Here is a 21,689-nt window from a genome sequence, read left to right as displayed (position 1 = left end):
CCCCTTGCAAGCCTCGCCAGGCGCCGCCATCCGAAGTCCCAGACTCCCACGACCTGCCGCGATACGACCGATGCGACCGATCCGACCGCTCCCCACCCTGCTGGCCCTGTCCGCCGCCGCCGCCTTTGGCGGATTCGCCGCCACGGCCCTCCACGAAACCTTCCAGCAGCCCGCGCAGGCGATGCCCGCGGCCGCCATCCCCGCCGCCGCGACCCTGCCGGCCGCAGTCGGGGGCCAGCCGGTGCCGTCGCTGGCGCCGATGCTCAAGCAGGTCACCCCGGCGGTGGTCAGCGTGTACAGCCGCCAGACCGTGCGGGTGGCCAGCCCGCTCGGCCCGTTCGCCGACGACCCGTTCTTCCGCCGCATCTTCGGCATCCCCGACATGCCGCGCGAGCGCGTCGAGCGCGCGCTGGGCTCGGGCGTGATCATCGATGCCCAGCAGGGCCTGATCCTGACCAACCACCACGTCATCGAGAATTCCGACGGGGTGTCGGTGACCCTCAGCGACGGCCGCACCATGGAAGCCGAGTTCCTGGGTTCGGATCCGGATACCGACGTGGCCGTCATCCGCATCCAGGCCAACAACCTGACCGCCATCCCGATGGCCAACAGCGACCAGTTGCAGGTCGGCGACTTCGTGGTGGCGATGGGCAATCCCTACGGGCTGGGCCAGACCGTGACCTCGGGCATCGTCTCGGCGGTGGGCCGCAGCGGCATTCCGATGGCCGGCTTCCAGAACTTCATCCAGACCGACGCCTCCATCAACCCGGGCAACTCCGGCGGCCCGCTGGTCAACCTGCAGGGCCAACTGGTGGGCATCAACACCGCCAGCTTCAACCCGCGCGGCAGCATGGCCGGCAACATCGGCCTGGGCTTCGCGATTCCGATCAACCTGGCGCGCAACATCAAGGATCAGCTGATCGCCAACAACGGCGTGGTCAAGCGCGGCACCCTGGGTGTCGAAACCCAGAACGTGGACGAGCGCCTGGCCAAGGGCCTGGGCCTGGAGAACCCGCGCGGCGCGCTGGTGACCCGGGTGTATCCGGGTTCGGCCGCCGCCGCCGCCGGCCTGCAGTCCGGCGACGTGGTGCTGGCCGCCAACGGCCAGCGCATCGACAACGCGCCGTCGCTGCACAACTTCGAGGGCCTGCAGGACGTGGGCAGCCGGATCAGCCTGGACGTGCGTCGCGACGGCAAGCCGTTGCAGCTGACGGCGACGTTGAAGGAGGGCTTGCGTTCGCTGGATGGCGCGACGGTGGATCCGCGCCTGACCGGGGCGACCTTCAAGGATCTGGACGAAGGCTCGCGCCAGCAGCTGCGCAGCATGGGCGCCGGTGGCGGCCTGCAGGTGGCCAACGTGGCCCGCGGCAGTCGCGCCTGGAACAGTGGCCTGCGTCCGGGCGATCTGGTGGTGGGCGGCAGCAGCGGCGATTTCGCCGACCTGGCGAGTTTCCGCGCCAGCTTTGATCGCAAGCCGCAGCAACTGGTGTTGCAGATTCTGCGTGGGCGCAGCTCCGGCAATCTGCTGATGCAGTAAGCGGAGCAGAAGCAAGAGCAAATCCCCCCTGCCCCCCTTTTGACCAGCCATTCGGCTGTTGAGAAGCGCTGCAAAGGGGGATGCTTCGGTGTGTTTCATCTCCGCCGGATCCCCCTTTTGGCCTCCCCTTTGAGAACGGGGGACTGAGGGGGATTTGCTTTTGGGGACAAGGATTTGCACAAAGCCCCCCACCCGATCACATAACAGCCCATTCATGCCCACCTGCTATAGAGTGGAGCGGCAATCCCTCACTGCTGGAGACGACGATGAGCAATCCCACCGCTACCGATGCGATGAAGAGCAATCTGGGCGAGGCCGGTTCGCACCTGAAGTCGGCCGCATCCGCCGCCGGCGAGGCGATCAAGGGCGCAGCCGGCGCCGCGGGCGACGAGCTGAAACTGGGCAAGGCCAACGTGAAGTCCGAGTTGGCCGACAGCGCGCTGGCCGGCATCGCCGCCGCCGAAGTGGGCGGCGCCGCCGCCCGCGAACAGGTGGACGCGCTGATGGACAAGGGCCGTGATCTGATCGACAGCGCCGCCGACCTGATCCGCGAGCGTCCGCTGGCCTCGTTCGGCGTGGCCTTCGCCGCCGGCTGGATCATCGCCAAGCTGGCGCGCAGCGGCGACAAGTAAGCCGCCGCGTGAGCGCTACGCCGGAATCGGCCGACACCGAAGCACCCCGAGCCGCGAAGCCGGGGCTGGACGACAGCCTGCGCGAGGTCGGCGCGGCCGGCAAAGCGGCGCTGGCGTCGGCCGGCGACACCGGTCGCGCGCTGCGCCGGCTGGTGTCGGCGGACCTGGCGCTGGCGCGCAGCGCGTTCGGCCGCGCGCTGGCCTGGGCCGGCGTGGCGATCGTGTTCGGCGCCTCGGCATGGCTGTTGTGCGCGGGTGCGTTGATCGCGTTGCTGCAGCGGCTGGGCTGGTCGTGGCTGCAATCGCTGTCGGTCACCGCGCTGGTCAGTGTCGGCGTGACCGTGCTGGCGGCGTGGAAGGTGGGACGCTATTTCGATGACACCGGCCTGCATGCCACCCGCCGGCAATTGCAGCGACTAGGGCTGTTCGACGAGGACGCGCCGGATCCGGAGGGCGAGGACGGCCCGGGAGCGCCGCGATGAAGTTCGAACGCCTGCGGCATCGCGTGCAGCGCGCGGAACAATTGGTGGAAGGCCGGGCCACCCAGACCCAGGCGCACTGGCGCACGCTGAGCCAGGTCTGGCGCGACAGTTGGACGCCGGGACGCATCGTGATCGCCGGGCTGGTCAGCGGTTTCCTGGCCGGCCGCGCCGAGCCGCTGCGCTCGATGAACGGTGCGCGCTGGTTGCAGATGGTGGGCTCGCTGAGCAGCCTGTTCGCCACCGTGCAGGCGGCCACCGCCGCCGATCAGGCCAGCGAAGCCGCCGACACCGCGCAGGCGGTGCAGGAAGAGCAGGAAGCCGGCGGAGCGCCGGCGGCATCCGCCTATCCGCCGGAAGAGCCGCTGGTGGATAAAGCCTTCGACGAGGAAGCGCTTCCCCTTCGCCAACCCATGCCTGCCGAAGCGGCCACGGAGATGTCGGAGCGCTAGGCCTGCGAGGGTCGCGCGGTCGATGAATCCCCGCACGCCCTGATTTCTTTCTTTACCGTTGCTGTTGCCGCCCTCCGGAGTTTGCTTTGCCTCCCCCTTCGGAGAAGGGGGACCGAGGGGGATTTGCTCTTCCGCGCAAAGCAGTTCCCCCGGTCGCCTGCGGCGCCCCCCTTTTTCGAAGGGGGCAGCTTGTGTCGCCGGGTGCACGTCGATTCGGCGTGAATGAAGCCCGCTTCGTCTTCACGCCACGACGATGACGCCTGCCGGCACCCGTCCGATCGCCGCGCCGACCGTGCGAAACCGGTCCGGAGCGGCATAATCGGACTCCGTTTCCGGAGCGTCCCGATGGCCCTTTCGCCCGCTGGCGATATCCCCGCCGCTTCCCCCGAACCCACACCGCTGCCGCCCCGCGCGCGCGCGCCGATCGCGCTGGTGGTGCTGGCGACGCTGGCGGTCGGGTTCACCCTGTGGGCGGCGCAGGACGTGGTGCTGCCGGTGCTGCTGGCCGCGTTCTTCGCGCTGGTCGGCAATCCGATCATCCGCCTGCTGCGCCGGCTGTATCTGCCGCGATTCCTGGCCGCGCTGCTCGTGCTGCTCGGCGGCCTGGCCGGCGCGGGCACGCTGGGCGTGCAGCTCTGGCAACCGGCCTCGGTGTGGTTCCGCGAAGCGCCGCGCGAGCTGCGCCAGCTGGCGCCGAAGTTGCGCGAATGGACCAAGCCGGTGCAGGAAGCCAACCGCGCCGCCGAGAATTTCGCCCGCGCCGCCGGCGGTGAAACCGGCAAGCGCCCGCAGATCGTGCGCACCGCGCAGGACGATCCCTACCGCGCGCTGACCACCACGCCCCGGCTGGTGGCCTCGATCCTGGCGGTGGTGTTGCTGACGTTCTTCTTCATGGTCTACGGCGAGAACCTGCAGCGTCAGGCAATTGCGCTGTTGCCGAGCCGCCAGCAGAAGAAGTTCACCGTGGACATCCTGCATTCCATCGAGCGCGAGGTCTCGCGCTACGTGCTGACCATCAGCGTGATCAACACGGTGGTGGGCCTGGTCTTCGGCACGGCGCTGTACCTGCTGGACATGCCGCTGACCGATGCGATGTTGTGGGGCACGCTAGTGGCGCTGCTCAATTTCGCGCCGTATGTCGGTCCGTTGATCGGGGTGATGATGATGTTGTTGGTCGGCTTCATCACCTTCGACGAACCCCTGTATACGCTGCTGCCGGCCGGCATCTACCTGGTGCTGCATACGCTGGAGGGACAGATCGTCACGCCGATCATCCTGGGACGGAGAATGGCGTTGTCGCCGTTGGTGCTGATCCTGGCGTTGATGCTGTTCGGGTGGGCGTGGGGAATGATTGGCCTGTTGCTGGCGGTGCCGTTGCTGGTGTGCGTGAAGTTGGTGCTGGCGCGGGTGGAGGGGATGGAGGGGTGGGCGCGGTTGCTGGAGTGATCCGCTCCCGGCCTCCCAACCTGTGGGAGCGACGTCAGTCGCGAGCTTTTGGCGCGGAACCGGCCACACTCCGTCCGTCGCTTTCCTGGCGATGGTCGGGTATCGCGACTCACGTCGCTCCCACAAGTCGCTCCCACAAGGTGGAAGTAAGCGTTTTCGGCGGCTGGAAGCGTGGCAAGGTAAAATCACCCCCGTGAGCTTCCCCATCCGCGCCATCACCCTCGACCTCGACGACACCCTCTGGCCGTTCGCCCCCATCGGCGCACGCATCGAACGGGTGCTGCACGACTGGATGATCGAACACAGCCCGCGCACCGCCGAGTTGTTCCCGATCGAACGCATGCGCGCCCTGCGCGAGCGGGTCTTCGCCGAGCACCCGGAACTGATCCACGATCTCAGCGCGCTGCGCCGGCTGACCCTGCAGCAGGCCCTGCGCGACAGCGGTGCGGATCCGGCATTGCTGGAACCGGCCTACGAAGTGTTCTACGCCGCCCGCAACCAGGTCGAGTGCTATCCCGATGCCATCGACGCCCTGCTGCGCATCGCCGCGCGGGTTCCGGTGGCGGCCGTCACCAACGGCAACGCCGATCTGGAGCGGATCGGGCTGGCCCGGCATTTCGTGTTCCAGTTGGGCGCGCGCGAGCATGGTTCGGCCAAACCGGAACCGGGCATCTTCCACGCCGCCTGCGATCGCCTGGGCCTGCCGCCCGCGCAGGTGCTGCACGTGGGCGATCACATCGATATGGACGTGGTCGGCGCCGCGCGCGCCGGCCTGCGCACCTGCTGGCTCAACCGGGTGGATCACGTCGATCACCTCGCCGGCTGGCCGCATCCGGATCCGCTGCCGGATCTGGAATTCGCCACCCTCACCGCACTGGCCAACTGGCTGGATGCCCATCCCGATTTCGCCACGGAGCATGCCCGCGCATGAACCTTTCCCCCGGCTTCACCCAGGACGCCTCCCGGGCCCGTCCCCTGCATATCGTCAAGCGCGGTGGCTGGGAAAGCTGGCGTGACGCCCAGCCCGGCGCCGTGCGCGCGTGGCTGGAAGCGCAGAATTACACCGCCGCGCCGGGCTCACTGGCGTTGCTGCCCGGCGACGACGGCCTGGCCGGCGCGGTGATCGGTGTGGGCGATCCGCTGGATCCCTACAGCTATGCGCACGCACCGTTCGCGCTGCCCGTGGGCGACTGGCAGGTCACCCATGAAATGGATGCGGATGCACGCGCCGCGCTGCAACTGGGCTGGGGCCTCGGCAGCTACCGTTTCAGCCGCTACAAGACGCCCTCGCGCGCACCGGCGCGGCTGGTGCTGGACGCGATCGATGCCGAGGCCGCGGATCTGCTGACCGCCAGCCTGCGCGTACGCGACTGGGTCAACACACCGACCGAGCACATGGGTCCGGACGAACTGGAAGCCGCCGCCCGCGCGATCGCCGAGGCGCACGGCGCCGGCATCGAGGTCATCGCCGGCGATCAGCTGCTGGCCCAGAACTTCCCCGCCATCCACGCGGTCGGCCGCGCCTCGCATCGCGCGCCCCGCCTGATCGCGCTGCAATGGGGCGATCCCGCGCATCCGCACGTGGCGCTGGTCGGCAAGGGCGTGTGCTTCGACACGGGTGGCCTGGACATCAAGCCGGCCGACGGCATGCGCAACATGAAGAAGGACATGGGCGGCGCGGCGCACGCGCTGGCGCTGGCCGGACTGGTGATGGCGCGGCGATTGCCGGTGCGCCTGACCCTGCTGGTGCCGGCGGTGGAGAACAGCATCGGCCCCGACGCGTTCCGTCCGGGCGAAATCATCGCCACCCGCAAGGGCATCAGCGTGGAGATCGACAACACCGACGCCGAGGGCCGGGTGATCCTGTGCGACGCGCTCACCTACGCGGGCGAGCAGTCGCCGGAGATCGTGCTGGACTTCGCCACCCTGACCGGCGCGGCGCGGATCGCGCTGGGTCCGGATCTGCCGGCGCTGTTCGCCAATGACGACGCGCTGGCCAACGACTGGATCGCCGCCGGCGATCGCATGCGCGATCCGGTCTGGCGGATGCCGCTGTGGCGTCCCTACCTGCGCTACCTGACCAGCAACGTGGCGGATCTGGCCAACGCCGGTTCGCGCATGGCCGGCGCGGTCACCGCCGCGCTGTACCTGGAACGCTTCCTGCCGGCCACCCAGAAGTGGGCGCACCTGGATGTGTATGCGTGGAACGACAACGATCGTCCCGGTCGTCCGGCCGGCGGCGAGGCGCTGGCGCTGCGCAGCGCCTATGCGCTGCTGAAGGCGCGCTACGCCTGATGCAGCCGAGGGCCGCCCGACTCGGCGGCCATTTCCACCCGATCCCGGCCCCCTCGCTTGGCGCGATACAGCGCCTCGTCGGCCACGCGCACGAGCTGTTCGCCGTCGCGGCCGTGGAGCGGATAGGTGGCGATCCCTATCGAGACGGTGACGGCGGGCAGTTCCTGGCCCATGTGACGGATGCGCATCGCCCCCACCGCCGCGCGGATGTTCTCGGCGCGTTCGCGCGCGGTGTCCAGATCGGCTTCCGGCAGGATCAGGGTGAACTCCTCGCCGCCGTAGCGGCAGGCGATATCCTCGGCGCGCGCCAGCTTGAGCAGCAGTTGGCCGAAACCGGACAGCAGGGTGTCGCCGCCGACATGGCCGTGCAGATCGTTGAACGCCTTGAAGTGATCCAGGTCCATCATCATCACGCTCAGCGGCAGGCCGCGGCGTTCGCAGCGCGCCAGTTCGCGCGCCAGTGATTCCTCCAGGTAGCGGCGGTTGAACAGGCCGGTCAGCGGTTCGCGGATGGACTGGATGCGCAGGCGTTCCTGCAGTTCCAGGTTGGACAGTGCCATCGACAGCTGTTCGGCGGCGGTTTCGACCAGATCCTGGCGCGCCAGGAACGCGTCGTCGTGGCTGGACAGGTACAGCAAGCCGAGCTGGGTGCCCTGGGCGATCAGCGGGATGCAGGCGGTGGTCGGCGCGGCGTGCAGGGCCGGCGCCACCAGATGGGTGCAGCCGAGCATCTCGGCATGGGCGCGATGCACGTGCGGCTGCCCGCGGCGCAACGCCCAGCAGGCTTCAAGCGGGAACATCGCGCCACTGTGCAGCGCGTGCTCGCCCCAGTGCGCGGCCTCCTCGGCATAGTCCTGCGAGGCTCGGATGCGGTACAGCGTGCCGCCCACGTCGGGCAGCAGGCGGGCGAAATGCTGGGTCGCCAGCCGAATGGCCTCCTCGGTGCGCACGCAGCTCTGCAGCATGCCGCTGTAGCGGCTGAGCTCATTCAGGTCGGCGCTGTGGTCCTCCAGCTTCTCGATGGTGACCATCAGTTGCCGGCGCGCATCGCTGCTGGCGGCCTCGGCGCTGGCGCGACGACGGATCTCGCCGACCAGCAGCCAATAGACCAGGCCGATCACCGCCAGTCCCAGCGGGATGCCCAGCAGCGCCAGTCCGCGCAGCAGGTTGGCGCTGTCGTGGCTGGAGCGCGCGCGCAGGGCGAGCAGTTCGCGTTCGGCGGTGGCCAGTTCCTCGGCCTGCCGATGGATGTTCACCGAGGCCTGGCGCACTTCGTGGTTGATGGAGCGCTGGGCGGCGGCCAGGCCACCGAGCTTGTAGTTGCCCAGGGTGGCTTCCATCTGCGACAGCCGGCGCAGGATCTCGATCCGCCAGGACGCCGCCCGCCGGCTCTGTTCGGAATTGTCGCGGACCATGTCCTGGAGGCGCGTGAGCGCGTCGGGCAATTGGTCGCGACTGCGGCCGTAATCGGCCAGATAGCTGACATTGTTGGTGAGCAGGTAGCCACGCTGCGCCGATTCGCTGTCGTGCACCGCCGATTCGATGTCGCCGATCAGCGCGATCACCTCATTGGTATGGGTGACGCGATTGGCATCGGAAATGAAGCGCTGCGCCCCGTAGAACACGCCCGCGCCGATGGCGACGAAGATCAGTGCGGCGGCGAACAGGCCGAGTCGGTTGGCTTGGCGTGGTCTCACGGGAATGCGTCGATGCCGGTTCGGAAGCGGCCCCAGCCTAAGCACAGGAACCGGATGCGACAATCCCGCGGGCCCCGTTATGGAACCTGCGACACATCATGACGAGGGGATGGCCCGGCTGATGATCGGATGGCGCGGCGCGCGCGATGCGTGATCGAAAGGTCGCGGGGGACGGAATTGCGCTTCGCGGCGGACCGCCGGTACCGGCATCGCGCGGATGGGCAAGCACCATCGGCGTGAGAACGTACGCTGACGAATGTGGAAGCCGCGATTACACGCGGGCGGCCACCACGAACAGTTACAGCAGGCCGCGCTGGCGCGCCAGCCGGTAGGCTTCGATGCGGTTGCTGACGCCGAGCTTGCCGATCGCCTCGGACAGATAATTGCGCACGGTGCCCTGCGAGAGATTGAGCTGGCGCGCGATGTCGCCGGCCGACAGGCCCTCGCCGGCCAGCCGCAGCACCTGGCGCTCGCGATCGTTGAGCGGGTCGGCTTCGTTCCAGGCTTCCAGCGCCAGCTGGGGATCGATGGCGCGGCCGCCCGCGTGAACCTTGCGCAGCGCGGCGGCCAGTTGATCGGCCGGCGCATCCTTGAGCAGGTAGCCCGACACACCCGCGTCCAGCGCCCGGCGCAGGTAACCGGCACGGGCGAAGGTGGTGACGATCACCACCCGCGTGGGCCATTCGTGGCGATGGATGCGCTGGGCCAGTTCGAGCCCGGTCAGGCCCGGCATTTCGATGTCCGTGACCAGCAGGTCCGGGCGCAGCCGCTGCAGTTCGCGCCACGCCGATTCGCCATCGGCGGCGGCGCCGACGACCTCGATGTCCGTCTCCAGATTCAGCAACGCCGTCAACGCACCGCGCACCATCGCCTGATCCTCGGCCAGCAACACCCGGATCATGCGCGTGGCGATTCCGGGTGATGCGGTGCGTGCGGCATGCGGGCGTCCTCAGGTCTGCGCGGGCAGCGCCGGCGGCCCGGCCGGCAGACTGGCTTCCAGCACCGTGCCGCGCCCGGGGCGGGCATCGATGCGCAGGCTGCCGCCGAGCACTTCCAGCCGTTCGCGCATGCCGCTCAATCCGTTGCCGGGCACGATGGCGCCGCCGCGGCCGTTGTCCTCGATGCGCAGCAGCAGGCGGCCGGCGGCCGTCTCCAGTTCCACCCGCGCGGTGCTGGCGCGGGCGTGCCGCTGCAGGTTGGTCACGGCTTCGCGCGCGGTCAGCGCCAGCACGGTTTCCTGTTCCGGTGACAGCGGCGGAATCTCGGCCGGACAGATCATCGTCACGCCGTCGGATTCGAGCAGCAGCCGCGCCGAGGCCAGTTCGGCGGCCAGCCCGGCCGCGCGGATGCCGGTGACCGCGCTGCGCACCTGCGCCAGCGCGTCGCGGGCGACCCGGCTGACTTCGTCGATTTCGCGCCGTGCCGCCACCAGGTCCCGATCCAGCAACTTGCCCGCGAGATCCGACTTCAGCGCCACCAGCGAGAGCGTATGTCCGAGCAGATCATGCAGATCCCGGCCGATGCGCTCGCGCTCGGCCATCGCCGCCAGCCGGCGCACTTCCTCGTGGCTGAGCATGAGCGCGGCGTCGGCCTGGGCCTTGCGCGCGAAACTGATGTTCATCAGCCCCACCGCGAACCCGACCATGAGCGTGCTGGCCAGGTAGATCAGCGGCCAGCCCAGCGCGATCCATTCGATGGAATAGATCGCCAGCAGGATCAGCATCCAGGTCACCGCGTGGCGGGCGGGTCCACTGAACGCCACGAAGGCGCAGGCATAGATCATGTAGCTCTGCGCACCGGGATTGAACGGTGTCAGCGCGTAGCCCAGCGCGGCCATGCCCAGCGCATTGAACAGCATGTAGCGGCGATCGCGGTAGTAGGCGCCATGGAACAGCACCAGGAACACCGCGTAGCTGGCCAGGGTCGGCCACAGCCAGTTCGGGAACGACGCCTGATTGGACATCGGGGTGACGAAGATCCAGATGGACCAGATCAGCATCAGCAGCGGGAACCAGCGCGCCGTGCCGCGCCCGCGCAGTTCACTGCGCCGCTCATGCAGGTTCGCCAGCGAGTTCTCGGATACGGGCGGGAAGTACATGAACACGCGGATTCTCCGAAGCGGAACCGGCACTCAGGCGGGACGCGCCAGCCGCCGCAAGGCCAGCAGGCCGAAGACGACGGTGACGATCACCAGGATGGCCAGATGCAGGACCAGCGGCTGGCCCGCGTCCCCGCCGACCACCCGCAGCGCGATCTGGGCCAGATGATACGCCGGCCACAGCTGCGCCAGCGACGACAGCGCGGCCGGCAACATGCTCAGCGGCACCCACAGGCCGGACAGGAAGGCCATCGGCAGGTACACCAGATTGATCACCGCCGGCGCGCCCTGCCCGCCCACGATGCAGCCCAGCCAAAGGCCGATCGCGGCGAACGGCAACACCCCCAGCACATTGATCAGCCACAGCGCGCCCCATTGCCATGGCGACAGCGTGACCCCGGCCAGGCCGAGGGCGATCAGCGACAGCAGGACCGACACGGCGGCGGCGAAGATCATCGCCATGGCGGTCTTGGCCAGCAGATAGGCGGCCGGCGGCATCGGCAGCGCGCGCTTGAGCGCCAGCAGCCCTTGTTCGCGATCCATCGCCACGCTGACGCCGAAGCCGAACAGCGCCACGCCCATCACCCCGAACACCCCGTAGGTCGCCAGGAAGTAGCGCGCCGCCACGTCACCGCCATGCCGGGATCCCAGCAGCACGCCGAACAACAGGTAGAACAGCGCGGGGAACAGCAACGTGGGCAGGGAGAACGAAGGTGTGCGCAGCAGGCGCAGGAATTCGTAGCGGGCTTCCAGCAGATAGGCGCGCAGCGGCGTGCCGCGCGCACCGGTGATCGCGGTGTCCATCAGGCGGCCTCCTGTTCACGGGCTTGTCGGGTGAGGCTGATGAAGGCTTCGGCCAGGCCGGCGCGGGCCACTTCCAGTTCGGCCAGCGTGGCGTCCTCGGCCAGCAGCCGGCGCACCACCGGCTCGGCGAGATCGGCGACGATCTCCAGCCGTTCGCCTTCGCGCCGGGCGCTGCGCACCTGCGGCCAGGCGGCGACGACCTCCGCCTGCAACGCGCTCAGGCAGTGGATGCGCCGCTGCGCGACCCGCGCGCGTACCTCGGCCACGCTGCCCTCGGCGACCACGCGCCCGCCATCGATCACGGTGACGCGATCGGCCAGTGCCTCGGCTTCCTCCAGATAGTGGGTGGTCAGCAACACCGCGCAGCCGTCCGCGACCAGTTCGCGGATCGCCTTCCACAGCGTCTGGCGCGCTTCGATGTCCAGACCGGTGGTCGGTTCGTCGAGGAACAGCAGCCGCGGGCGGCCGCAGATCGCCAGCGCGAACTGCACGCGTCGCTGCTGTCCGCCGGACAGTTGGCCGTAGCGGCGTTCGAGCAGGCCATCCAGGCCGGCCATCGCCACGCAGTCGGCGACGCTGCGCGGGGCCGGATAGTAGCTGCGGGTGAGGTCCAGCAGTTCGCGCACCTTGAGCGTTTCCGGAATGCCGGCGCTCTGCAGCATCACCCCGATCCGCCGGCGCACCGCCATCGCGCCGGGCGCCAGGCCGAACAGGCGGGCTTCGCCGCCGTCGGGCTGTTGCAGGCCCAGCAGGATCGCGATGGCGGTGGTCTTGCCAGCGCCGTTGGGCCCCAGCAGCGCCAGCAGGCGTCCCGGCGCCAGGGTCAGATCCAGTCCGGCCAGGGCGGTCACCGCGCCGTAGCGCTTGTGCACGCCCCGCAGCCGGGCCGGCTCGTGCTGCGATGTCTGGATCTCCATGTGAAGAACTTCCGCGGCTTCGATGGTGGAGACCAATCTAGGCCGCCGCCACCGGGCGCGGCAGTGGCGGTGTTCATGCGCAGCGGATGACAGCTGTCACTTGGTCGCGCGGCGCGCACCGGGCATCCTGTGCCCTCCCCGCCCCTGGGCGCGGGCCGATGCCGCCGGCAAACAGATGACTTCCGGCAACTGGGCCGGGTTAACCTAGCCGGTCACACTTCCCGCCCTCGCCCCGTCTGGACAAGCGATGAACAATTCCGCTGATCTGCTGAAGGAACTCCGCATCGATCGCAAGGCCGCGCCGCCGGAACCCCCGTCGCGCCGCGGGCTGTGGATCGGGCTGGGCGTGATCGTGCTGGTGGTGCTGCTGGCGGTGGGCGGCTGGTTCGCGTTCGGACGCGACAAGGGCATCGAGGTGAAGACCGTCGCGGCGACCGCGATCGGCAATGCCGGCGGCGGGAGTTCGGCCTCGGTACTGGACGCGACCGGCTACGTGGTCGCGCGGCGCATGGCGACGGTGTCGGCCAAGGTCACCGGCAAGGTCCAGGAAGTGCTGATCGAGGAAGGCATGCGGGTCGAGGAAGGCCAGGTGCTGGCGCGGCTGGAGCCGATCGACGCCGAAGCCGAGCGCGCGCTGGCCGAGAGCCAGCTGCAGGCCGCCCGCAGCCAGGGCGCCGGCGTGCAGGCGCGGCTGAAGGAAGCCGAGGCCAACGTGCGCCGGCTGTCGCAGCTGACCCAGCAGCAGTTGGTCGCACGCTCGCAATACGACCAGGCCGTGGCCGAACGGGACGCCCTGCGCGCCGAGGCGCTGACCTCGCAGCGCAACCAGCGCGCCGCCGCCGATCGCCTGCGCATCGCCGACATCGGCAAGGACAACACCGTGGTGCGCGCGCCGTTCTCCGGCGTGGTGATCGCCAAGGCCGCGCAGCCCGGCGAAATCGTTTCGCCGCTGTCGGCCGGCGGCGGCTTCACCCGCACCGGCATCGGCACAATCGTCGACATGGACTCGCTGGAAGTGGAAGTGGACGTGGGCGAGGCCTTCATCGGCCGCGTGCAGCCGAAGATGCCGGTGGAAGCCACCCTCAACGCCTACCCCGACTGGAAGATTCCGGCCGAGGTCATCGCCATCATCCCGACCGCCGATCGCGGCAAGGCCACGGTGAAGGTGCGCATCGCGATCAAGCTCAAGGACCCGCGCATCGTGCCGGACATGGGCGTGAACGTGAGCTTCCTGGAGACCGCGCAGCCGGCCAGGGACGCCGCGCCGCAGCCGCAGGGCGTGCGGGTGCCGGCCGCCGCCATCACCGAGCGCGGCGGCCAGCAGGTCGCCTTCGTGGTCGGCGGCGAGCAGCGCGCCGAACAGCGCGCGCTCCAGGTCGGCATGCTGATGGGCAACGACCGCCAGGTCCGTTCCGGACTGGCGGCTGGCGAGAACGTCGTACTGGATCCGCCCGCCGAACTGAAGGACGGCGGACGCGTGCGCACGGCCGGCGAATAATCCCGCCAGCCGCGCCGCGGCACCATCGCGGACGCGCGGACCCGGTCGAATCCGGGTCTCCCCGTTCGTCGTACACCTGTCGGGACCGCCGGCGGCACGCGCCGTGGTGCCGGCGGAGGAAATCCCACCACCACGCCGGGACCGCCCGGCCATCGAGGAGTTGCCATGTCGTCCCTGGTTTCGATCCGCAATCTCACCAAGACCTACCAACGCGGTCCGGAGAAGGTGCATGTGCTGCACGGCCTGGATCTGGACATCGGCCGCGGCGACTTCGTCGCCCTGATGGGCCCGTCCGGCTCCGGCAAGACCACCCTGCTCAACCTGATCGGCGGGCTGGATTCGCCGACCTCGGGCGACATCGAGATCGATGGCGAGCACATCAACCGGCTCAGCGCCGGGCAACTGTCGCAATGGCGCAGCCACCACGTCGGCTTCGTGTTCCAGTTCTACAACCTGATGCCGATGCTCACCGCGCAGAAGAACGTGGAGCTGCCGCTGCTGCTGACCAAGCTCGGCGCCGCCCAGCGCAAGCGCAACGCGGAAATCGCCCTGCAGCTGGTCGGCCTGGCCGAGCGCAAGTCGCACCGTCCGAACGAGTTGTCCGGTGGCCAGCAGCAGCGCGTGGCGATCGCGCGGGCGATCGTGTCCGATCCCACCCTGCTGATCTGCGACGAACCGACCGGTGACCTGGATCGCCAGTCCGCCGAGGAAATCCTGGGTCTGCTGCAGACGCTCAACCGCGAACACGGCAAGACCATCGTGATGGTGACCCACGATCCCAAGGCAGCCGAGTACGCGTCGCACACGCTGCATCTGGACAAGGGAACCCTGGTCGAACAAGTGCAACACGCCTGAGCGCGGGAGCGTCTGCCATGAAATATCTCCATCTGATCTGGGCGGAACTGTTCCGCCGCAAGACGCGCACCATCCTCACCCTGGTCTCGATCCTGGCCGCGTTCCTGCTGTTCGGCATGCTCAACGGCGTGCGCGAGAGCTTCGACCAGGCCGGGCAGAGCGCGCAGGGCGCCAAGCGCCTGCAGACCGGCTCGCGGCTGTCGTTCATCGACACCCTGCCGCTGTCGCTCAACGACCGCATCGCGCGCACCGACGGCGTCACCGCCGTCACCTACGCCAACTGGTTCGGCGGCGCCTACCAGGACGCGCGCAACCAGATTTTCAGTTTCGCGGTGGCGCCGAACTACCTGGACCTGTATCCGGAAATCGAAGTGGACCCGGCCCAGCGCCAGGCCTTCGCCCAGACCCGCACCGGCATCCTGGTCGGCGAGGGGCTGATGAAGCGCTTCGGCTGGAAGGTCGGGCAGAAGATTCCGCTGCTGTCGACCATCTTCCCCAACCGCGACGGCAGCAAGAACTGGTCGTTCGACATCGTCGGCGTGATGAAGCCCAAGGACAAGGCCGCCGGTGGCTGGTACGACCAGATGCTGCTGATGCACTGGAAGTACTTCGACGAATCCTCGCCCTACAACCGCGGCTCGGTCGGCTGGTACGTGAGCGGCGTGGGCGACGTCAACCAGGCCGATCGCGTGGCCAAGGCCATCGATTCGCTGTCGGCCAACTCCGACCATGAAACCAAGACCCAGACCGAAGCGGCGGCGACCGCCTCGTGGATGAAGCAGATGGCGGACATCGGCCTGATCGTGGGTTCGATCATGGGCGCGGTGTTCTTCACCCTGCTGCTGCTGACCGGCAACACCATGGCGCAGGCGGTGCGCGAGCGCATCCCGGAACTGGCCGTGCTCAAGACCCTGGGCTTCAGCAACGGCAGCGTGCTGGGGCTGGTGCTGGCCGAATCGGTGCTGCTGGTGCTGATCGGCGGTGTGCTGGGCCTGGGCCTGGCCGCGTTGCTGGGTCCGGTGCTGTCCGCCGGCAGCGGCGGAGTGATCAACATGCCGCCGGTGGGCGCGCGGAGCTGGGCGATGGGGCTGGGCCTGATGCTCGCCATCGGCCTGCTGGTGGGTGCGCTGCCCGCGCTGCGGGCGATGCGCCTGAACATCGTCGACGCCCTGACCGGCCGATAGGAGCACACACATGGGTATTCTCAAATCATTCCTGCGCGGTCTGGGCCTGTTCCTGCTGGTCATCGTCGGCATCGGCGCATGGCTGGCCCTGCCGTGGCCGTTCCTGCTCGGACTGGTGGTGATCTTCCTGGCCTGGATGTTCTTCACCCGGCGTGGTCGCCAGACCGGCTCGGTCACCCAGGTGGGGCTGAGCACGCTCGGCCAGCGCATCGGTTCCTCCTCGGTGATCGTGATCGGCATCGCCGGCGTGGTCGCGGTGCTGGTCGCGCTGCTGGCGATGGCCGAGGGCTACCGCGAGACCCTGCGCAAGAGCGGTGGCGAGGACAGCGCGATCGTCCTGCGCGGCGCCTCGGCGGCGGAGGTCATGTCCACGCTGATGCACGACAGCGTCAACGTCATCAGCCAGGCGCCGGGCATCGCCCGCGACGCGCAGGGACGCGCGCTGGTCTCGCCGGAACTGGTGGTCGCGGCCAACCTGCCGATCAAGGGCGGGCTGCCCGACGAGGACGGCAGCGTGCAGCTGCGTGGTGTCGGCGAAGCCGCCTGGACGGTGCGTCCGAACGTGAAGATCACCGCGGGCCGCAAGTTCTCCACCGGTCGTCGCGAACTGGTCGCCGGCAGCGGCGCGCAACGCCAATTCTCCGGACTGGAGCCGGGCAAGCAGATCCGGCTCGGCAACCAGACCTGGGACGTGGTCGGCATCTTCCACTCCGGCGATGCGATGGACTCGGAGCTGTGGGGCGATGCGGAAGTGGTGGCCACCACCTATCGCCGCGGCAGTTCGCGCACCTCGGTGACCGCCAAGCTGGTCAGCGCCGACGCGTTCAAGGGCTTCAAGGAGACGCTGTCCAAGGATCCGCGCCTGGACGTGGACGCCAGCACCACGCTGGACTACTTCAGCAAGCAGTCGGAGGGCATGACCAAGGTGATCCGGATCATCGGCATGGTGGTCGGCGGCATCATGGCCATCGGCGCGGTGTTCGGCGCGCTCAATACCATGTTCGCCACCGTCGCCACGCGCGCCCGTGAAATCGCCACGCTGCGCGCGATCGGTTTCCGCGGCGTGCCGGTGGTGGTCGCGGTGATGCTGGAAACGATGCTGCTGGCATTGCTGGGTGGCCTGCTGGGCGGCGTGCTGGCCTGGCTGATCTTCAACGGCTTCACCGCCTCCACGATCGCCGGCGGCGTCGGCCAGCTGACCTTCGAGTTCAAAGTCTCGCCGGAGGTGCTGTGGACAGGCATCAAGTGGGCGCTGGCGATCGGTTTCGTCGGCGGCCTGTTCCCGGCCCTGCGCGCCGCGCAACTGCCGGTGACCGAGGCACTGCGCGCGGCCTGATCATCCGCGATGCGTGAAGGAAAAGCGGCCGGCGCATGCCGGCCGTTTTTATTTTCCGGAAGACTTGGATCAGCAATCCGGTGCCGGATCGATCCAGCCTCGGCGGCATGCTTCGCGCAGATCCTCCGGCGTATCGATATCGTGCGTCAGTTCCGGTGCGTCGAGCAGGGCGATGCATTCGGGTGCGCGCGCCGCGAGCAGGCCGCGCAGACCGCGATCGCCTTGCAGCGATACCGCCTGCGCCAGCAGATCCGCCGGCACCCGGGCGGGGACGCCGCGGCCATCGCCGTGGCGTGTGGCCGCGCAGCCACGGGCGACGAAACCTTCGCGCAACGCATCCAGATGCGCCGCTTCCAGCGCGGGCTGATCGCAGGCCAGCAACAGGCAGGCGGACGATGCGTCCGCGCGTCCGGACACAAGCGTCGCCGCGGCCAGGCGCAGGCTGCTCGCCAGTCCCTCTTCCCACGCGGGATTGGGCAGGATGTCCACCGGCAGATCGCGCACCGCCGCGGTCACCGCCTCGGCGTGTCCGCCGACGATCACGAGCAACCGGCGCGGCGCGGTTTCCAGCGCCAGCCTGACGCAGCGACGCACCAGCGTCTCGCCATCGCGGGTGAGCAGTTGCTTGGGCTGGCCGAGCCGGTGGCTGCCGCCGGCCGCCAGCACCACCGCGTCGTGCGCCGGCATCATGCCGGTTCGGCCGCCAGCACCGCCTGCAACTGCGCGGCGATGCTCAGCGCGATCGCTTCCGGTCCCTGCCCGCCCAGGCGCAGGCCGATCGGCGAACGCAGGCGATGGCGCAGGCGTTCGCGCGTTTCCGCCGGCAGCACCTTGAACAGATCGTCACGGCGGCGGCCCGGTCCGAGCAGGCCGATGAAGGGCAGTCCGGTGTCGGCCAGCGCCGCCAGTGCTTCGCGATCCAGTTCGAAGTGGTGGTGCATCACCAGCGCGGCGTCATGGCCGGCGGCGCGCGCGGCTGCCTCGGTGGGCGACACGTCCCAGGCGTGATCGGCCAGCGCCGCCGCGGCCTGCCAGCGGGCGCGCCGCTCGGCCACGGTGACCCGCCAGCCCAGTTCGCGCAGCCAGGGCACCAGCAGCGGCGTCTCCGGTCCGGCGCCGCAGATCAGCACCCGGGGCGCGGCGCGTATCGCCAGCGCATAGCCGGCCTGTCGCGGCGCCTCGGCCCGCGGCATGACCGGCAATCGCCATTGCGCGGAGCTCCCGTCCAGGCGCACGCGCAGGTCGCCGTCGGCGGCGACCGACCAATGCAGGGCGTCGCCGCCCAGTCGCCACGCTTCCAGCTGCGCCGCCAGCCCCTCCAGCTTCGCCAGCGGCAGCAACGCCAGGTGCAGGCGTCCGCGGCAACCGACCGCGGAACCGGACAACAGGTCCTCGTCGTCGCGGGTGTCGATGTCCATCCAGTCCAGCGCGCCCGCTTCCGCCGCGGCCAGCGCGCGGCGCTGGATGTCCGGCTCCAGGCAGCCGCCGCTCAACCAGCCGGTCTGGCCATCGCGCGTACTGAACAGGGCCATCGCGCCGGCGTGCACATAGGTCGATCCCTCGGTGTCCACGACCACTGCCAGTCCCGCGCCGGCGTCGCCGGTCGCCAGGGCCCGCAGGGCGGCTTCCAACACCTTGCGCTGGCTGGACATGGGCCTCCGAAAAAAGGTCGCCGGACGGCTTGGCAATGTCGCATCCGCGGGCGTAATGTGCCAACTCCCCCGCCGACGCCAGGGAACGAACATGAAGCTGCATGTGAATGGTTCCGAGCACGACGTCGAAGCACCGCCCGACATGCCGCTGCTCTGGGTCCTGCGGGACCTGATGAAACTCACCGGCACCAAGTTCGGTTGCGGCATCGCCCAATGCGGCGCCTGCACCGTGCACATCGACGGCACGCCGCTGCGCGCCTGCGTCACTCCGGTATCCGCGGTGGCCGGCAGGAAAATCACCACCATCGAAGGCCTGTCATCCGACGGACGCCATCCCGTACAGCAGGCGTGGGCGGAGCTGGACGTGGTGCAGTGCGGCTACTGCCAGTCCGGCCAGATCATGACCGCCGCCGCGTTGCTGTCCGCGGTGCCCAGCCCCAGCGATCAGGATATCGACCAGGCGCTGGCGGGCAACCTCTGCCGCTGCGGCACCTACCCGCGCATCCGCGCGGCGGTGCATCGCGCCGCGCAGCTGGGCAAGGCCTGATTCCTCTTTCCCCCGCGCCGGGCCACGAAGGCCTGGCATCCGATCGGAGAACGTTCGTGGACGCCAAGCCTGCGGATTCCGTCGCATCCTCTTCCCGCCGCCAGTTCCTCAAGGCCGGTGCCGTCCTCGGTGGTGGCCTGGTCATCGGCTTCGTGGTGCCTGCCGCCGGCCGCTTCGCGCTGGCCCAGAACGCCGCCGCGCCGGTCGCGGTGGCGCCGTTCGCGCCCAATGCCTTCCTGCGCATCGCCGCCGACGACAGCATCACCGTGCTGCTGTCGCATTCGGAAATGGGCCAGGGCATCTGGACCACGTTGCCGATGCTGATCGCCGAAGAGCTGGATGCGGACTGGACGAAGATGAAGGTCGAGCACGCGCCCGCCGCGCCGGCCTACGCGCATACCGCGTTCGGCATGCAGATGACCGGCGGCTCGACCAGTACCTGGTCCGAGTTCGACCGCTACCGCATGGCCGGCGCCACCGCGCGCGCGTTGCTGCTGCAGGCCGCAGCCACGCGCCTGGGCGTGCCGGTGGCGGAACTGAAGACCGACAACGGCGCGGTGGTGCATGGCGACCAGCGCCTGCGCTATGGCGAACTGGCCGACGCGGCCGGGCAGTTGAAAGCGCCGGATCCGAAGACGCTCACGCTCAAGGATCCCAAGGACTGGAAGCTGATCGGCAAGGGCGCCAAGCGCCTGGATACGCCGGAGAAAATCACCGGTCGCGCGATCTTCGGCATGGACGTGCAGTTCGACGGTCTGCTCACCGCGGTGGTCGCGCGCGCGCCGGTGTTCGGTGGCGCGGTGAAAGCGTTCGACGCCACCGCCGCCAAGGCGGTGCCGGGCGTGCGCGACGTGGTGCAGGTGCCCAGCGGCGTGGCGGTGATCGCCGATCACTACTGGGCCGCATTGCAGGGTCGCAACGCGCTGAAGGTGGAATGGGATCGAGGCCCGCACGCGGATCTGGACAGCGCGCGCCTGCGCGAACAGTTCGCCGCGCAGGCGCGCACGTCCGGCCCGGTGGCGGTGCAGGCGGGCGACGCGGCCGCGGCGATGGCGCAGGCGGCCAAGGTGGTGGAAGTCGAATACAGCGTGCCCTATCTGGCGCATGCGCCGATGGAACCGCTGAACTGCACGGTGAAGATCGCCGCCGACGGTTGCGACATCTGGACCGGCACCCAGTTCCAGACCGTCGATCAGCAGGTCGCCGCGCGCATCACCGGCCTGAAGCCGGAGCAGATCCGCATCCACACCACCTTCCTCGGCGGCGGCTTCGGCCGGCGCGCGACGCCGGTGTCGGATTTCGTGTCCGAAGCGGTGGAAGTGGCCAAGGCCGCCAAGGCGCCGGTCAAGACGGTGTGGCCGCGCGAGGACGACGTGCGTGGCGGCTACTACCGCCCGGCCTACGTGCAGCGCGCCAAGGTGGGTCTGGCCGCGGACGGCACGCCGGTCGCCTGGCAGCAGGTGATGGTCGGCCAGTCGATCACCGCCGGCACGCCGTTCGAGCCGTTCACGGTGAAGAACGGCATCGATGCGACCTCGGTGGAAGGCGTGGCCGACTCGCCGTACGTGCTCGGCACGCCCGCGCACCGGGTGGATCTGCATTCACCCAAGACCGGCATCCCGGTGCTGTGGTGGCGATCGGTGGGGCACAGCTACAACGGTTTCGTGATGGAAAGCCTGGTCGACGAACTGGCGCACGCGGCCGGACAGGATCCGCTGGAATACCGTCGGCGCCTGCTGAAAGACCATCAGCGCCACCTGGCCGCGCTGAATCTGGCGGCGGAAAAATTCGGCTGGGGCAAACCGGCGGCGAAGGGACGCGGCCACGGCATCGCGGTGCACGAGTCGTTCGGCAGCTACGTCGCGCACGCGGCGGAAGTGTCGGTCGATGACGGCGTCATCAAGGTGCATCGCGTGGTCTGCGCGATCGACTGCGGACTGGCGGTGAACCCGGACAACGTCAAGGCGCAGCTGGAGAGCGGACTGGCGTTCGGCCTGGGCGCCGCGCTGCACGGGCGCATCACCTTCAAGGATGGCGAGGTGGAGCAATCCAACTATCACGACTATCCGGTGCTGCGGCTGCCGGAAATGCCGGTGGTCGAAGTGCACATCGTGCCCAGCACGGACAAGATGGGCGGCGTCGGCGAACCCGGCACGCCGCCGATCGCACCCGCGGTCGCCAACGCGGTGTTCGCGCTCACCGGCCAGCGCCTGCGCGATCTTCCCTTCTCCCTGGCCCCCGCGGCCAAGCCCGCCTGAGG

At 69.3% G+C, this 21,689-nt stretch carries 20 protein-coding genes; 13 read left to right on the top strand and 7 right to left on the bottom strand.

The genetic code is table 11. The features are described from left to right. Positions 1-79 precede the first annotated feature (79 nt). The 7 genes from AC3DEZ_RS15200 to AC3DEZ_RS15170 all read left to right on the top strand — a co-directional run bounded on the left by AC3DEZ_RS15200 (position 80) and on the right by AC3DEZ_RS15170 (position 6,841). Positions 80-1,537, top strand: coding sequence for a Do family serine endopeptidase (locus tag AC3DEZ_RS15200; RefSeq protein WP_488389007.1), 1,458 nt, complete (start codon positions 80-82; stop codon positions 1,535-1,537). Between the two features lie 266 nt (positions 1,538-1,803). Beyond that, the gene (locus tag AC3DEZ_RS15195) at positions 1,804-2,169 is read left to right on the top strand and encodes a hypothetical protein (protein ID WP_141454151.1); all 366 of its coding nucleotides are present in this window, start codon (positions 1,804-1,806) and stop codon (positions 2,167-2,169) included. An 8-nt stretch (positions 2,170-2,177) separates the two neighbouring features. Further along, positions 2,178-2,651 carry a phage holin family protein gene (locus AC3DEZ_RS15190; protein ID WP_488388957.1) on the top strand — a complete coding sequence of 158 codons (474 nt, stop codon included), beginning with the start codon at positions 2,178-2,180 and terminating at the stop codon, positions 2,649-2,651. After that, the gene (locus tag AC3DEZ_RS15185; RefSeq protein WP_488388956.1) at positions 2,648-3,100 is read left to right on the top strand and encodes a protein sip-5; all 453 of its coding nucleotides are present in this window, start codon (positions 2,648-2,650) and stop codon (positions 3,098-3,100) included. The genes AC3DEZ_RS15190 and AC3DEZ_RS15185 overlap by 4 nt, the downstream gene beginning before the upstream one ends. Positions 3,101-3,445: 345 nt before the next feature. Further along, positions 3,446-4,546: an AI-2E family transporter gene (locus AC3DEZ_RS15180; protein ID WP_488388955.1), complete on the top strand. Its 1,101-nt coding sequence runs from the start codon at positions 3,446-3,448 to the stop codon at positions 4,544-4,546. A 193-nt stretch (positions 4,547-4,739) separates the two neighbouring features. Continuing rightward, positions 4,740-5,477, top strand: coding sequence for an HAD family hydrolase (locus tag AC3DEZ_RS15175; protein ID WP_488388954.1), 738 nt, complete (start codon positions 4,740-4,742; stop codon positions 5,475-5,477). Continuing rightward, a complete protein-coding gene (locus AC3DEZ_RS15170) occupies positions 5,474-6,841 on the top strand; it encodes a leucyl aminopeptidase family protein (RefSeq protein WP_488388953.1) in 1,368 nt (455 codons plus the stop codon). Before AC3DEZ_RS15175 ends, AC3DEZ_RS15170 begins: the two co-directional genes overlap by 4 nt. Here the strand turns inward: AC3DEZ_RS15170 and AC3DEZ_RS15165 are convergent. The 5 genes from AC3DEZ_RS15165 to AC3DEZ_RS15145 all read right to left on the bottom strand — a co-directional run bounded on the left by AC3DEZ_RS15165 (position 6,832) and on the right by AC3DEZ_RS15145 (position 12,357). After that, positions 6,832-8,538: a diguanylate cyclase gene (locus AC3DEZ_RS15165; protein ID WP_488388952.1), complete on the bottom strand. Its 1,707-nt coding sequence runs from the start codon at positions 8,536-8,538 to the stop codon at positions 6,832-6,834. The genes AC3DEZ_RS15170 and AC3DEZ_RS15165 overlap by 10 nt on opposite strands. Positions 8,539-8,836: 298 nt before the next feature. Beyond that, complete coding sequence (locus AC3DEZ_RS15160; protein ID WP_488388951.1) at positions 8,837-9,439, bottom strand: response regulator transcription factor; 603 nt, start codon at positions 9,437-9,439, stop codon at positions 8,837-8,839. Between the two features lie 48 nt (positions 9,440-9,487). Further along, a complete protein-coding gene (locus AC3DEZ_RS15155) occupies positions 9,488-10,636 on the bottom strand; it encodes a sensor histidine kinase (protein ID WP_488388950.1) in 1,149 nt (382 codons plus the stop codon). 33 nt (positions 10,637-10,669) lie between these two features. After that, positions 10,670-11,440 (bottom strand): ABC transporter permease, encoded by a 771-nt coding sequence (locus AC3DEZ_RS15150; protein WP_488388949.1) that lies wholly within the window; start codon positions 11,438-11,440, stop codon positions 10,670-10,672. Then, entirely contained in the window at positions 11,440-12,357 is a 918-nt protein-coding gene (locus AC3DEZ_RS15145) for an ABC transporter ATP-binding protein (protein WP_488388948.1), read from the bottom strand. Before AC3DEZ_RS15145 ends, AC3DEZ_RS15150 begins: the two co-directional genes overlap by 1 nt. Before the next feature lie 247 nt (positions 12,358-12,604). Between AC3DEZ_RS15145 and AC3DEZ_RS15140 the strand changes: the two genes are divergently transcribed. From AC3DEZ_RS15140 to AC3DEZ_RS15125, 4 genes are all read left to right on the top strand, one after another. Then, positions 12,605-13,855, top strand: a complete 1,251-nt coding sequence (locus AC3DEZ_RS15140) for an efflux RND transporter periplasmic adaptor subunit (RefSeq protein ID WP_488388947.1) — start codon at positions 12,605-12,607, stop codon at positions 13,853-13,855. 165 nt (positions 13,856-14,020) lie between these two features. Continuing rightward, the gene (locus AC3DEZ_RS15135) at positions 14,021-14,710 is read left to right on the top strand and encodes an ABC transporter ATP-binding protein (RefSeq protein ID WP_295381646.1); all 690 of its coding nucleotides are present in this window, start codon (positions 14,021-14,023) and stop codon (positions 14,708-14,710) included. Positions 14,711-14,727: 17 nt separating this feature from the next. Further along, positions 14,728-15,894 carry an ABC transporter permease gene (locus AC3DEZ_RS15130; protein ID WP_447104578.1) on the top strand — a complete coding sequence of 389 codons (1,167 nt, stop codon included), beginning with the start codon at positions 14,728-14,730 and terminating at the stop codon, positions 15,892-15,894. Positions 15,895-15,904: 10 nt separating this feature from the next. Then, entirely contained in the window at positions 15,905-17,230 is a 1,326-nt protein-coding gene (locus tag AC3DEZ_RS15125; RefSeq protein WP_488388946.1) for an ABC transporter permease, read from the top strand. A gap of 69 nt (positions 17,231-17,299) precedes the next feature. Here the strand turns inward: AC3DEZ_RS15125 and AC3DEZ_RS15120 are convergent, their stop codons facing one another. Together AC3DEZ_RS15120 and AC3DEZ_RS15115 are read right to left on the bottom strand one after the other, a co-directional pair. Next, positions 17,300-17,920, bottom strand: a complete 621-nt coding sequence (locus AC3DEZ_RS15120) for a nucleotidyltransferase family protein (protein WP_488388945.1) — start codon at positions 17,918-17,920, stop codon at positions 17,300-17,302. Continuing rightward, the gene (locus tag AC3DEZ_RS15115) at positions 17,917-18,882 is read right to left on the bottom strand and encodes an XdhC family protein (RefSeq protein ID WP_488388944.1); all 966 of its coding nucleotides are present in this window, start codon (positions 18,880-18,882) and stop codon (positions 17,917-17,919) included. Before AC3DEZ_RS15115 ends, AC3DEZ_RS15120 begins: the two co-directional genes overlap by 4 nt. Before the next feature lie 91 nt (positions 18,883-18,973). Between AC3DEZ_RS15115 and AC3DEZ_RS15110 the strand changes: the two genes are divergently transcribed. Together AC3DEZ_RS15110 and AC3DEZ_RS15105 are read left to right on the top strand one after the other, a co-directional pair. Then, the gene (locus AC3DEZ_RS15110) at positions 18,974-19,429 is read left to right on the top strand and encodes a (2Fe-2S)-binding protein (protein WP_488388943.1); all 456 of its coding nucleotides are present in this window, start codon (positions 18,974-18,976) and stop codon (positions 19,427-19,429) included. A 56-nt stretch (positions 19,430-19,485) separates the two neighbouring features. Beyond that, on the top strand, positions 19,486-21,687 hold the full coding sequence (locus AC3DEZ_RS15105; RefSeq protein WP_488388942.1) for a xanthine dehydrogenase family protein molybdopterin-binding subunit: 2,202 nt from the start codon (positions 19,486-19,488) through the stop codon (positions 21,685-21,687). Positions 21,688-21,689 lie beyond the last annotated feature (2 nt).

The sequence above is a fragment of the Pseudoxanthomonas sp. 134C1 genome (genome assembly GCF_057773065.1).
The sequence above is the reverse complement of the archived record's forward strand: the minus strand, read 5'-3'. Positions and strand labels throughout refer to the sequence as shown.

What these genes read in the sequence shown, in the direction of transcription:
- AC3DEZ_RS15195 (WP_141454151.1), top strand. Translation starts at nt 1,804, where the DNA reads ATGAGCAATCCCACCGCTACCGATGCGATGAAGAGCAATCTGGGCGAG.
- AC3DEZ_RS15185 (WP_488388956.1), top strand. Translation starts at nt 2,648, where the DNA reads ATGAAGTTCGAACGCCTGCGGCATCGCGTGCAGCGCGCGGAACAATTG.
- AC3DEZ_RS15180 (WP_488388955.1), top strand. Translation starts at nt 3,446, where the DNA reads ATGGCCCTTTCGCCCGCTGGCGATATCCCCGCCGCTTCCCCCGAACCC.
- AC3DEZ_RS15170 (WP_488388953.1), top strand. Translation starts at nt 5,474, where the DNA reads ATGAACCTTTCCCCCGGCTTCACCCAGGACGCCTCCCGGGCCCGTCCC.
- AC3DEZ_RS15160 (WP_488388951.1), bottom strand. Translation starts at nt 9,439, where the DNA reads ATGATCCGGGTGTTGCTGGCCGAGGATCAGGCGATGGTGCGCGGTGCG.
- AC3DEZ_RS15155 (WP_488388950.1), bottom strand. Translation starts at nt 10,636, where the DNA reads ATGTACTTCCCGCCCGTATCCGAGAACTCGCTGGCGAACCTGCATGAG.
- AC3DEZ_RS15150 (WP_488388949.1), bottom strand. Translation starts at nt 11,440, where the DNA reads ATGGACACCGCGATCACCGGTGCGCGCGGCACGCCGCTGCGCGCCTAT.
- AC3DEZ_RS15145 (WP_488388948.1), bottom strand. Translation starts at nt 12,357, where the DNA reads ATGGAGATCCAGACATCGCAGCACGAGCCGGCCCGGCTGCGGGGCGTG.
- AC3DEZ_RS15140 (WP_488388947.1), top strand. Translation starts at nt 12,605, where the DNA reads ATGAACAATTCCGCTGATCTGCTGAAGGAACTCCGCATCGATCGCAAG.
- AC3DEZ_RS15135 (WP_295381646.1), top strand. Translation starts at nt 14,021, where the DNA reads ATGTCGTCCCTGGTTTCGATCCGCAATCTCACCAAGACCTACCAACGC.
- AC3DEZ_RS15130 (WP_447104578.1), top strand. Translation starts at nt 14,728, where the DNA reads ATGAAATATCTCCATCTGATCTGGGCGGAACTGTTCCGCCGCAAGACG.
- AC3DEZ_RS15125 (WP_488388946.1), top strand. Translation starts at nt 15,905, where the DNA reads ATGGGTATTCTCAAATCATTCCTGCGCGGTCTGGGCCTGTTCCTGCTG.
- AC3DEZ_RS15120 (WP_488388945.1), bottom strand. Translation starts at nt 17,920, where the DNA reads ATGATGCCGGCGCACGACGCGGTGGTGCTGGCGGCCGGCGGCAGCCAC.
- AC3DEZ_RS15115 (WP_488388944.1), bottom strand. Translation starts at nt 18,882, where the DNA reads ATGTCCAGCCAGCGCAAGGTGTTGGAAGCCGCCCTGCGGGCCCTGGCG.
- AC3DEZ_RS15110 (WP_488388943.1), top strand. Translation starts at nt 18,974, where the DNA reads ATGAAGCTGCATGTGAATGGTTCCGAGCACGACGTCGAAGCACCGCCC.